This window comes from Streptomyces regalis, assembly GCF_001509475.1.
GTDB lineage: Bacteria > Actinomycetota > Actinomycetes > Streptomycetales > Streptomycetaceae > Streptomyces > Streptomyces regalis.
Map to the genome: position 1 here is coordinate 1 of NZ_LLZG01000087.1, position 11,577 is coordinate 11,577.

General features: G+C 69.0%; 7 protein-coding genes and 1 pseudogene. 1 reads left to right on the forward strand and 7 read right to left on the reverse strand.

Going from position 1 to position 11,577, the window contains the following annotated elements; all coding sequences use genetic code 11:
- Positions 1 to 2,591, reverse strand: a 2,591-nt coding sequence (locus ADL12_RS14210) for a CRISPR-associated helicase/endonuclease Cas3 (RefSeq protein WP_062702233.1), incomplete at its 3' end; no start/stop codon positions are given.
- A 1,301-nt stretch (positions 2,592 to 3,892) separates the two neighbouring features.
- Here ADL12_RS14210 and ADL12_RS14215 point away from each other — a divergent pair.
- Entirely contained in the window at positions 3,893 to 4,729 is an 837-nt protein-coding gene (locus tag ADL12_RS14215) for a pentapeptide repeat-containing protein (protein ID WP_079052039.1), read from the forward strand.
- 39 nt (positions 4,730 to 4,768) lie between these two features.
- Here the strand turns inward: ADL12_RS14215 and ADL12_RS14220 are convergent, their stop codons facing one another.
- The 6 genes and pseudogenes from ADL12_RS14220 to ADL12_RS14245 all read right to left on the reverse strand — a co-directional run.
- Entirely contained in the window at positions 4,769 to 5,533 is a 765-nt protein-coding gene (locus tag ADL12_RS14220) for a TatD family hydrolase (RefSeq protein ID WP_062702237.1), read from the reverse strand.
- Positions 5,517 to 6,791, reverse strand: coding sequence for an adenine nucleotide alpha hydrolase family protein (locus ADL12_RS14225; RefSeq protein ID WP_062702239.1), 1,275 nt, complete (start codon positions 6,789 to 6,791; stop codon positions 5,517 to 5,519). Before ADL12_RS14225 ends, ADL12_RS14220 begins: the two co-directional genes overlap by 17 nt.
- Complete coding sequence (locus tag ADL12_RS14230; protein ID WP_062702241.1) at positions 6,788 to 7,639, reverse strand: hypothetical protein; 852 nt, start codon at positions 7,637 to 7,639, stop codon at positions 6,788 to 6,790. The genes ADL12_RS14225 and ADL12_RS14230 overlap by 4 nt, the downstream gene beginning before the upstream one ends.
- The gene (locus tag ADL12_RS14235; RefSeq protein WP_063806665.1) at positions 7,639 to 9,336 is read right to left on the reverse strand and encodes a KAP family P-loop NTPase fold protein; all 1,698 of its coding nucleotides are present in this window, start codon (positions 9,334 to 9,336) and stop codon (positions 7,639 to 7,641) included. The genes ADL12_RS14230 and ADL12_RS14235 overlap by 1 nt, the downstream gene beginning before the upstream one ends.
- A 1,548-nt stretch (positions 9,337 to 10,884) precedes the next feature.
- Entirely contained in the window at positions 10,885 to 11,361 is a 477-nt protein-coding gene (locus ADL12_RS14240; RefSeq protein WP_208614541.1) for a hypothetical protein, read from the reverse strand.
- Positions 11,362 to 11,363: 2 nt separating this feature from the next.
- A pseudogene (locus ADL12_RS14245) lies at positions 11,364 to 11,577 on the reverse strand (DUF6083 domain-containing protein); the annotation flags it as partial.

Consider the following 11,577-nt stretch of genomic DNA (forward strand, 5'->3'; position numbering starts at 1 on the left):
ACACGGCGGGGGCGGTCGTGGGGGCGTGTGGCGGCCTGGGCGGCGGTCAGCCGCTGGCGGTGCAGATCTGCCAGGGAGGCGACGCGGTCGTGCGGCGGGATGAGGTGGACGTTGCTGGTGTGCTGCTCGGCGCGTTCGGCGGCCAGGTGCTGGTCGTGGAGGGTGGCCAGGGTGGTGGACCAGGTGGCCGGCTCGCCGGACTGGTGGACGAGTTCGACCAGGTGCTGGGCCTGCTCGGGCAGTGTCAGCTGCCGGTGGCCGGGGTCGGCGAGCAGATGGGCGGTGGCGTGCAGCAGATAGGGGGTGTCGGCGGCGGCCCAGGACTCGGGCAGCTCGGTGTCACGGTCGAGGCCGATGGGATGCAGCACGGTCAGCCGGGAGCCACTGGCCTGGATCCAGGCGGGCCGTGCAGAAACGCCTGGTGGCCGCTCGCGCTGCCATGCCTGTTCGAAGCGCCACAGCCGGCCTGCGCGCTGGATGAGCCGGGCCAGCGAGGTCAGGTCGCTGACCAGGATGTCGGTGTCGATATTCAAGCTGAGCTCCAGCAGGCTGGTGGTGACGACGACCAGTCGCTCGGGCCGTGGCCCGGCGGGGCCGAGGCTCCTGCGGACCTCGGTCAGGGCCTGTTCGAGGCGGTGGCCCGGGAAGCGGGCGTGCAGCAGGAGCAGTTCGTGCGGGCCGCCGGGCCAGTTCAGGGCCTGTTTCAGGTGACGGTAGGTGTCCTGAGCGTCGGCAACCGTTGCGCACACGACGACGGCACACCCGCCCAGCCGTGCCACAGGACCGATCGCCGCGGTGATGTGGGCCAGCCTCTCCCCCGGCTTCACGCGACGCTCCGGGGTGCCGAGCCGCTGGTAGCGGACCGGGCGCAGCCGTACGGTGAGGGTGCGGCGCTGGGCGGCGGTGTGCGCGGAACGGGCAGCGGCGCTGATGACGGTGGTCCGGGCGGTGGCGGCGTCGGCGAACAGCCAGCCCGGGTACGGCACCGTGAACTCGCTTTCGCGGGCGGCCAGTTCGCGCCGCCGGTGTCCGGCACCGGCCAGATAGGAGCACACCAGCTCGCGTGCCACCTGCCCGGGCAGGGTCGCGGACAGCACCACCACCGGGGCGCGCAGGACGCCGAGCCAGTGCAGCAGCCTGGCCAGGATGCGCCTGCTGAACGAGGTGAGCGCGTGGGCCTCGTCGACGACGACGCACCGGCCCGACAGCGCCAGCATCCGCAGGGCGTTGTAGCGCACCGGCAGGGCCGCCATCAGGGCCTGGTCGACGGTGGCGACGGTGAACTGGGCCAGCAGCGCGCGGTCCCAGCCACGCAGCCAGCCGTCCGGCACCCACCGCCGCTCTCCCCCTCCCGCAGCGCTGTCCTGCGCGGGAAGCAGCAGGTCGTCATCGTCCTCGTCGTCTGGGTGGGGGTCGTCGCCGGTGCAGGTGGCGGCATCGCCGGGGGCGAGCATCCGGTCGGTGTAGGCGGCGTTGCGCCAGCTGTGGTTGTGGACCAGGGTCAGCGCGGCCGGCGTGGGGCAGTGGGCACGGACGTAGGCGCAGAGTGTGTCGTAGGCGGCGTCCGCTGTCGCCGTGGTGGGCAGCAGGTAGCAGATGCCCTGGGTGCCGCAGGCCTGGTTGAGGATGCGGGCGGCCTCCAGCGCGGTGACGGTCTTGCCCGCCCCGGTTCCATCAGTGACCAGCAGGATCCCCGCGCCCCGCTCGCCGGCAGCGGGGAGCAGGCCTTCGAGGACGGAGGCCTGCAGCGGGTTCGGCCCGGGCAGGCCGTGCACGGCGGAGAACGGCCGCGGCGGCAGTGCGACGCGGGCGAGCTGTGACTGCTCCACCACCTGAGGGGCCATCCAGCGGGCCCAGGCGAAATGCTGAGCCGCCCCGTAGGCGGGCATCCGCGCCCGCGGCAGCCACACCCGCTGCTGGCTGGCCAGCCGGTCCGCGACCATCACCAGCCCGGTCATCAGCACCGCCGCCGGGGAGGACACCTGTGGCGGCACCACGTCGGCGCCGGTCAGATACCGCAGCTGCGCCGCGTACTTGGACCGCATCCGCTGCCACAACCGGCCGCCCAGATCGGCCTGCACCCGCCGCGCTCCGGCCGCACCGTGCACATCGAGCTGCAGAAACCGCCCATGGTGGCCGCCGGCGATCTGTGCCATCCGCACGGCGGGACCCGCATCGTCCTGACAGCCGTATCCCATCTCCGCGAGCAGGCCAACGAGCACGTGCATGCTGGCCCGTTCGTGCCGCACCAGCCGCCAGCCCTGTGTATCAGCCTGCAGCTCATCCGTCACACGCGCCCACGGCATCGGCTCGCACGCCTGGAAACGGCTCACCTTGCCCAGATCATGCAGACCGGCCACGAACATCACCAGCCGACGGGCCTCCGCCTCACTGACCCCGAGGCCTGCGGCGATCACCGAACGCTGGGCCGCGACCAGCATCTGGTCCCACAACTCCCCCGCCAACGCCGCCACATCCAGCATGTGGAACAACACCGGATAGATCACTCCGTGCGGCTTGCAGGACTTGCAGTACTTGCCCCACAGACACAGATCCAGACCCTCGAGCCGGCTCTCCTCCACAACGCCCATCCCGGCACCACGCTCCCGCCCACAGCCGCCAGCAAACGCGGCCTCCCTACCCCGGCCGCACACCGGCCGCGCCGACTCCCGGCGACAACCGCTCACGCGAGTGAAAGCCCACGCTCACGCGCATCCCTCGCCCCGCGGCAGGGCAGAACTCCCCGTACCCACACCCGAGGCGGCACGGACCGGGCCCCGGTCAGTCCCGCCCACCAGTCACCCTCCTACTGCACAGGCAGAGATGGACCGGGGGCACCACACGACATCGTCCAGGCAATCGGACATCCTCGCTGCCGCGCATGCGGAGCCGCCCCGGCGAGGTTGCCGTCGAGTCCGGCCAGGAATGAGGCTCTTTCCGCACACGCGGAGATGAACCGTCGGTCATGACGTCTTTCGCGCCGGGCCAGTGTCCGGCTCCGCCGCGCGGAGATGAGCCGAGTTGGTCCATCAGCACGGAGGTACAGGACTGTGTTTCGCCGCGCATGCGGAGATGGGACGACCACCGCGCTGCTCCATGTCGGACGTACCTGGCCTCACCCGCGTACCAGGATTGCGTCGGGTGCTCGCCTTGACGCTTCTTTCCGCGCAGGCGGAGATGTATCGCGCCCGGGGTCGATGTCCTTCAGACAGATCGTGTTTCGTCGCGCATGGCGGGGCTGCGGCCAGGTGAGGAGGCCGAGAAAGGGCGCTGAAGGTTTCGCACACCGCAAGATGGGCCGGTTCGCGGGCCGTTGGAGGCCGCTCTGGCAGGTTCCTTCCGCACACGCGGAGATGAGTCCAGCCCCTTCGCCTTGAAGGACAGACGGTTATCGCCCTTCCGCTCACGCGGAGCTGGACCGCCCAGCGTGACTGCCCGCCACCGGCTCCACCCGTTTCTTCCGCACATGCGGAGATGTACCGCCGGGAGCGATCATCCACGACAATCTCCGAATGTTCGTGTCGCACACCCGAAGATGTACCGCACATGCACAACGGCACGGAGAAGAAAGGGCTGTTCAGTCCGCACAAGCGGAGATCTACCCGCGTTTGGAGTTCACGGCCCCTAACGAGCAATCCAGCCACACCGGTCAAGATCAAACCTCCTACGCGATTCGCATGGAATGTCCTGCACTTTTGCGTGACTTGTCACGATCGTCTTCCACGCGATGTCACGCCCCGGAGTCAATGCACCAGCTCAAAACACGGGCATCCGGGGCAACCACCGGATCCCAACCGCGGACGGCGGGTGCAAGGCTCTCCGCGCGCCCCTGGAGCTGTGTGCGGGCCGGTGTGAGTCGCTCTTGGTGGGGTGGGCGCGATAGAACCGGGTCATGGGGTTGAAGAAGGTTTCGCCAGCGGTGGTGACCATGCTGGGCGCAGCCGGGCTGGCGGGGGCGCTGGTCGTCATGTTCACTCCGCTGAGCCGGCGTCTGGCGTGCTGGCTGGCCGGGGGTGACTGGTCGTCGATGGACGTCGCGGCCCGGTCCGCGGCGGCGGGGCAGGTCCGGCTGGCGGTTGTGCAGGTCGTCGCTGCCCTCGGTGCCGGTATCGCCCTGCTCTATACGGCCCGGTCCTACCGGCTGAGCCGTCGCGGGCAGGTGACGGACCGCTTCACGAAGGCGCTGGAGCGGTTGAGTTCGTCTGAGCCGTATGTATGTATCGGGGGCATCCTGGCGCTGGAGCAGATCGTCCAGGATGCCCCTGACCAGGGCAGTCATGCCGCACGGGTGCTGAATGCTTTCGTGCAGCACCATACGCAGCCTGCTGGTGCGCGGGGTGATTTGGGCTCGGTGCAGCTTCCGGAGGAACCTGACGAGATGGTTCAGGAGGCGCTGCGGGCGCTCACCGCGGCTGGTTCGAGGCGCCGGGGATCTTCCTGGCCACTGGTCGATCTCTCGGGGCGGCATTTGGCGAAGGCCCGACTGCCGGGGGCGGACCTGCGGGGTGCTCTCCTCAAGGGGGCGACGCTCCGGGACGCCGTTTTGTGTCGGGCGCGGCTCGACGGTGCGGACCTGGAGGATGCCGACCTGGTACGGGCGGACTTGTCCGGTGCGCGGGGGCTGACGGTCGAGCAGGTTCTCTCCGCCCACAGTCTGCGCGGCTGCGTGCTGCCGGAGCCGGTGCGCAGTGATCCCCAGGTGGTTGAGCGTGTCAGCCGGGACGAGTGACGCTGAGGACTTGCCTCGGCGCTCTCGTGGGGCTGTACATCAGGCTTCCAGGGCCCAGTCCGCGACGGCTTCGGGAAGCCGGTCCAAGACGTGTGTGCGGGTGGTCAGTTCGCGCAGATTCTGCCAGAAGCGGCGTCTGACGTGTTCTGGTGTCATGCCGTGGAGTTGGGCGAGGCGTTGTTCGAGTCGGCTGATGTCGCCGGGGCGTGATGCGCCGGTAGTGCGCCGGCTGGCTGGGAAGTCAGTTTCCGGCAGAAGGCGTGTCGCAGGCAGGGAGGTGAGGATGTCGTCGGGCATGGCGGCGTTGACGGAGAAGTAGGCGCCCAGGTCGATGGCCTGTTGCCGCTCGGTGGGGCTCCCGAGGAACCAGTGCAGGATCATTCCGGGATGCGGCTGGTCGGTCAGCAGGTCGAGGAGGGCCCCGGTACGTCCGGTGCTGTGCAGCGACAGCAGGACGGGCTGCTCGCGTGCGGCCTTAAGGATCTGGGCGAGTACGGTGCGTTGGCGCTCGAGGCTGCCTCGGCGGTCGAGGCCGACTTCCCCGATGAGGCAGCTGTGCCGCAAGGTGGCACGGAACTGCTGCAGGTCGAAGCTGTCGAGCGCCTCGGGGACACCGGGGTGTATGCCGGATCCCCACACCAGGCGCGGGTCACGGCGCCGGCAGGTGTGGTGTGCCTCGGCCGGGGTGCGGGTGACGGCGAAGACGACGGCTGGGTGCAGGGCGTCGATCTGTGCGGGGGTCACATCGGGTGCGATGTGGGCGTGGCAGTCGAGCGGTGGCAGTGGGTCAGGGAAGGGGGACATCGTTCAGCTCCTGCAGGCCTCGCTGGCACATGGCCACGACGGCGTCGAGGTCGGTGTCGGGGGGAAGTTCACCGACGGCGAGGATGTCGGTGTCGTCGATGCCGCGGGCGATGGCCTGGCGCACGTCGTTCACGTCCTTGCGGCGGCGGTCCAGCAGCGACTGGTGCGCGCTTCCGGTGAGGCGGTGGACGAGGTAGGTGGTGGGGTCGTGGTGGGGGCCTGCGGTGAATGCTCCCCGGCGTACCAGGCAGGCCAGGCACAGGCCGCAGTTGAGGGTGGGGTCCCCGCCGGGGTACCAGTTGCCGTCGAGTTTGCTGCACGAGAGGGTTGCCGCCCCGGCTTGCAGCAGGGACTGCCCCACGCGGTCACAGGCGCGCGTCAAGAGTTGTCCCTTGGTGAGGTAGGCGTAGGGGTTGGCCACCGTCACGGGGATGTCCAGGGTCGCCAGGAGTTCGTTGATGCGGGCGAACGTGCCCGGATGGGTCGAGCGGGTGGACAGGGCGCCGCCGCGGGCTGCGGTCAGGGGTGGGTTGATGCTGGTGAAGCCGTTCTCGGGGACGGTCACCCGCGGGCTGGAGGCACCGGCGGCGACGCTCGCGGCCAGGGCGGCGAACAGCAGACTGCGGCTGCGTGAGGAGGGTTCAGCGGCGGCATGGGTCTGGTGGAGTTTCACGCTGCAGTGGCGCAGCGGCTGCCGCGCGCGGTCGCTGAGCCAGGCGCTGGTCTGGTGCTGCGCGTGGAGGATGGCGGTGCTGGCGTCGCAGTGGCTGAGGTGGATGCGGGCCGCTGTGTCGCCGAGGTGGTCTGCGGCGCCGCACAGGGAGTCGAGGCCGCCGCTGAGGAGCATGACGTCGTCGGCGTCGGGAACGGGTGCCGGGCGGTGAGCGGCGGGGGCGGCGGGCACGGCGTGCAGGTGCCAGGCGTCGCCGGTGAGCCAGGCCAGCAGTTCCTCGGCGAGCCGGCCGGACGCGGCGTTCCAGGGGTCGGGATCGACGGTGTGGACGGTGAGGTCGATGGTACGTGTGAAAGTGGTGGGGGGACGGCGGGCGCTGCGGTCGGCGAGGTAGGCGGAGGCGGCGATGCGGACGAGGTCGGCGGCGGCTGCCGGTGCGGGGCCGATGAGGTCGAGGTCCCAGCCGAGTGTGCAGGTGACGGTGGGTGTGGGGCTGTGGGCTCGGGTGCGGGGCCAGTGCAGGGCGGTGGCGGAGGGCTCGCGTTGCTGCCCGTCGTGCGGGAGTACTTCGTAGGCGGTCGTCATGAGCGTTGTGCGCGCAGAATGCGCAGTGCCTCCCTCGTCACTTGCGCTGCTGCGGTGGTGAATTCCTTGACGGTCATGCGTCGTGTGTCGGGCACGGAGATGTGGCGCACGCGGCGCTGGAGCCAGGACCGCAGCCAGCCCTGTTTGCGGACGGCTTCCTCCGGGGTGAGGTTGTCGCCGGCTTTTTGGGACTGGAGTTCGACCAGACCGAGTTCGTAGATCCATTCGGCGACGAGGCCGCGCAGGCTGTCTTCCGGAGTGGGCGGCTCGGCGGCGAGGAGGATGTCCTTGACGTGCTTGACGGTGGCCCTGCGCAGGGCCGCCTCGTCGGGGTGGCCGGCGTCGCCGAGGACGGCCTGCAGGATGCGGGAGACCTGGGTGCGCCGGGGCAGGCTGCTCAGTTCGGTGAACTCCAGGCCGAGTTCACGCAGTTGCGCGGCGTCACCGTTGCGCAGTGCGTAGGCGCCCGCGAGGGCTGCGGCACCGCGCGAGGAGCCTTTGAGTACCTGGCGCTGCGATCCGCCGCCGACACGGCCCGGTGCCGCCGCTCCCCCGGCTCCTTCCCCGCCGCCACCGCCGCTGCCGCGGGCAGGGGCGATCAGAGCGGAGAGCGGATAGCCGCCGGCCGGCACCGTGCCGTGGTCCGCATCGTCCTTGTTCAGCGCAGTGGCCAGCGCCTGCACGACGTCATCGAGGAGTTGCTGCTGGCTGTCCGGCGGGTCTGCGGGGTCCGAGGGCGGCGGGGTGTCCCCGGGTCCCTGTCCGGTGCCGGGCAGGGCGTCGAAGGCGTCGTGGGCCGCGCTCCACTCGGCGGAGCCGCTGCCCCCGTAGGAGCCTGACGTCCCCATCAGCGGCCCTCCCGTTCCAGTCTGGCCGCTTCCCTGACCATCGGTTCGATGTCCGTAGCCTCCGCCAGGCGTGAGGTGAGATCGCGCAGTTCGTCGCTGTCGCTGTCGGCGATGTCCATGGCGGAGCCGGGGGTGAGGTTGCCGCGCATGTCCCACAGGCCGTCGGCGATGCGGCGGCGCAGGTCCGCAGTGGCGTGCGCGATGTACAGAAGGGACTCCACGAGCGGCTCGCTCTCCTGTTCCCGGCGGCCGCGCTCCAGCAGGGCGCCGACGACGGCCTGCTGCTCTGTGACCGGCCGTGCGGTCACCTCCTGCTGCGCGCTGCGCCGGTGCGGCTCCGACTTGCCGGCAAGGTGGGAGACCCAGGTGACCTGCTCCTGGGTGAGGGAAGCGGCCGCGGTGAGGCTCACGAGGGAGGCGGCCAGGCTGAGATAGGGCCCGATCGGGGCCGTGGTGAGGTCGGGCTCGGAGGCGGCCCAGTGCCGGCTCGCCTCACTGACCTGGTCCGGTCTGTCGTCACGTTCGCCCTTCCCCCAGGCCTGCCAGTGCTCGAGGAGTTCACTGCGCTGGGCGTCCTGGAGTTTGACGAGGGTCTCGAAGTCCTTGCCGGGGCTGTCTTCCAGCAGCATGAGCTTGACGATCACCGAGGGGTCGATGCTGATGCCCTGGCTCTCGGCAATCCTGGTCCGCAGGGCGAACGCGTTGAGGAAGCGTTTGATGCTGCGCGGGCTTCCGGACCGGTCGGCCGACAGGCCGGTGGCCAGCCGGCTGGCCAGGGCAAGCGTCGCCCTGTCGGGCTGCCAGGGAAGACTCTGCAGGTCCGCCAGGACCGGTGACTGCCCCGCCGCACGCCGCTGCTGGGCGTGCCCTACCAGCAACGTGTAGTCCTCCGGCGGGCACTGGTGGGCCGAGAGCAGCAGGGTGATGAAGGTGGCTGCCTCGTCGGCGCCGATCCGCGGCAGCGACAGCGGCACCTGGACGATCTTCTCCAGGTAGCGGTGGGCGAACCGCTCCCCCCGGCCCGTGGCGTCCAGGCTGGCCGCGATCGACTCGCGCACCATGTCCTGGTCCGCCGCCAGGACGAACGCGACCTTGTCGACGGACAGGAACAGCTTGATGGCCTCCAGCGTGGCCATCACCGCATCCGGCAGACAGCGGTCCAGATCGTCGACCAGCACGACCAGACGCTTGAGCTGGGTCAGGTCCTTGAGCAGGCGGGCGAACTCCTCCCGGAAGCCCGCCAGACTCTTGGGGTCGCTCTTCGAACGAGGAGTGAGGGCCTTGACCAGGTCTTCGGACTGGGCGACTAGCGATCCCCTCGCCATACTGACGGCAACGCGTGACCAGCTCACGCGCTCCAGAAGCTCCTTGATCTTCTCCGGCAGGCACTCCTGCGTTTTGTAGGCCGCCAGGAGGTCTTGCAGGACTTCACCGATCACGCTGCCCCGCACATCGAACTGGTCGTCGAACTCCCAGGGATCGAGACGGATCACCCGGTAGCCGTCCCGCTCGTTCAGCTCCTTGTGCAAAAGCCGCAGGACCGTGGACTTCCCTCCGCCCCAGGGCGCGGCGATCCCGATCGTCACGGGGTCCAGATACGGGATCTCGAGCGTGGTTGCGACCGTGTCGACGATGGACGCGAAGCCCAGCAGATCCACGACCGTGGGGTTGTCATCCCACAGCTTCATTTCGCTCATCACACGCCCCCCAGCATGCTGCAATGTCCCGCCGCGCACAGCGCAATCCGTGAACGGGTCCGGCCAACCTGCCGGACAGGCCGCCGCAGGTACGGCCGACCCCTTGTGCCGTCAACGCCCCAGCGTCATCCGAGAGCGGACAGGCCGACCGCACCGCGCTACGGTTCCCCCTCTGTGGCCGCCATACATACCACAACAACAGCAATAGCCATAGCAGCTGACACGCTGCGACAAAAACCTCTGCAGCAACAAGAGCCGCTCGTCGGGCCTCACCCAGATCACCGATCCGGGTGAACACCCACACCCACACGCATCCCCACGCGCAACCCGGACAGCATCCTGTACGAACCCCCAGCATCAACCAAGATCACGCAACGAAAAAACGCTCACACAACCGAAAGCCAACAATGGTTCAGTCCGCACACGCGGAGCTGTATCGATGCGAGGGGATGCGGTCATGCAGAGGCGGCGGTCCGAGCCGCACACGAGGCGCTGCATCGCACACGAGGAGCGCCCTTGACCAGGTCGAGCAGTTCGGTCCGCACACGCGGAGTTGTACCGTCAAGGTCCACCCGGATCTCCTTCAGGCCGACTTCCTGTCCGCGCACGCGGAGCTGTATCGGGCACATGCTGGAACTGCCTCACAGGCCGGTGGTTCGGTCCGCACAAGCGGAGTTGTACCGTCCTTGCCCCCGCACTTTCTCCGGGCCCGGTCCGCACACGCGGAGCTGTATCAACACGATGTGTCCGGCGGTGGGAAATGCCTCAATTCGTTCTGCACAAGCGGAGTTGTACCGTCGGGCCCGTAATAGCCTTACCGCTCACCTCCGTTCAGTCCGCACACGCGGAGATGTACCGATGACGGTTTCCGGAGGCAGGTCAGCGAGGCGGGCGGTCCGCGCACGCGGAGATGTACCGATCATCGCCCGGCCGCTCCTCCCGTCGTACTTGTTCGGTCCGCACACACAGAGTTGTACGGGCACAGAGAGGCTGGCCAGGAGGACACCGCCGTTCGGTTCCGTAAAGGCGGAGCTGTACCGTAGCCGCGGCACCAAATCCGTAAGGAATGAGGTTCGGTCCTCAACACGCGGGTCCGCGCACGCGGAGATGCCTCGCATGGCCGCTGGGGGCGTATCTGTGTGCTGATGCTCAATCCGCACACGCGGAGGTGTATCGGCCCAGAAATCCCCCACATCGTCGACGACTTGGTTCGGTCCGCGCACGCAGAGAGGTACCGGACCAGCGCCAGAATCCGAAGGCGTAGCCATCATTTGATCCGCACGCGCGGAGAGGTGTCGATGTACCGCGCTTCGAGTTCAAAGGCCACACCAGGCACTCCAGCCCCATGAACCAAGATCAAATCTCATACGCGATTCGCACCTGAATGTCCTGCACCTTTGCATGACTTGCCACGATCACCTTTCGCGCAATGTCACGCCGCGGAACCAACACACCAGCTCAACAGAGCTTTCCGAGCGACATTCAGATGAGAGAGATCTTGGACGTTTCAGTGTGAGACAACAGCTGCCGTTTGTTCGTCGGTGGGGTTCATGGCGTGGGGCTTTCGGGGAGTCGGGTGAGCGCGTGCCCGACGGCGGAGAGCAGGTAGGCCGGGGTGGTGTGGGCCAGTAGTCGGTGCACCGCCCGGTCGAGGCGGTCGTTTTCCTGTTCGGCGTGTTCGGCCAGGGCCCGGTGCACGGCCAGTTCCACCAGGCTCTCAGGACTCTGGCACTCGCGGCGGGCTGCGGCGGTGAGGGCAGCGTGCACGGTGGTCGGGAGGGCGACGTTGAGGATCACTTTGTGGTCTGCGTCGGGGTAGTGCGTGGTGATCACGTCGATGGGCAGCTGTGCTTCGAGTCGGTGGCGCAGTCGGCGGGCGGCCCGGTGTGGGGTCTTGGCGGGGACGAGGGCCATGAGGCGGGTGGCGTCGTGGTTGGCGACGAGCGGCAGTTTTCGGGCGGCTTGGTGCAGGGCTGCCGGGGAGAGGGGGCGGGTGAGCGTGATCTCCAGGGCGTGGTGGGGCATCGTCAGCGCCTGTTTCTGTGGGGTGCTGGCGGGTGTGGGAGGCGGGTGCGCAGGTGGGCGGCGTGCAGGAGTGGGTCGAAGACCTGCCAGTCGGCCAGGGCGAGATCGGGGGCGCTGTCGGCGGTGGCGTGCGTCGGACAGTGCTGGGCGCGCCAGCGTTGTTGCTCGGTGGAGGGCAGGTGGCTGAGGTCGTAGACGGCCATCAGGGTGTAGGGC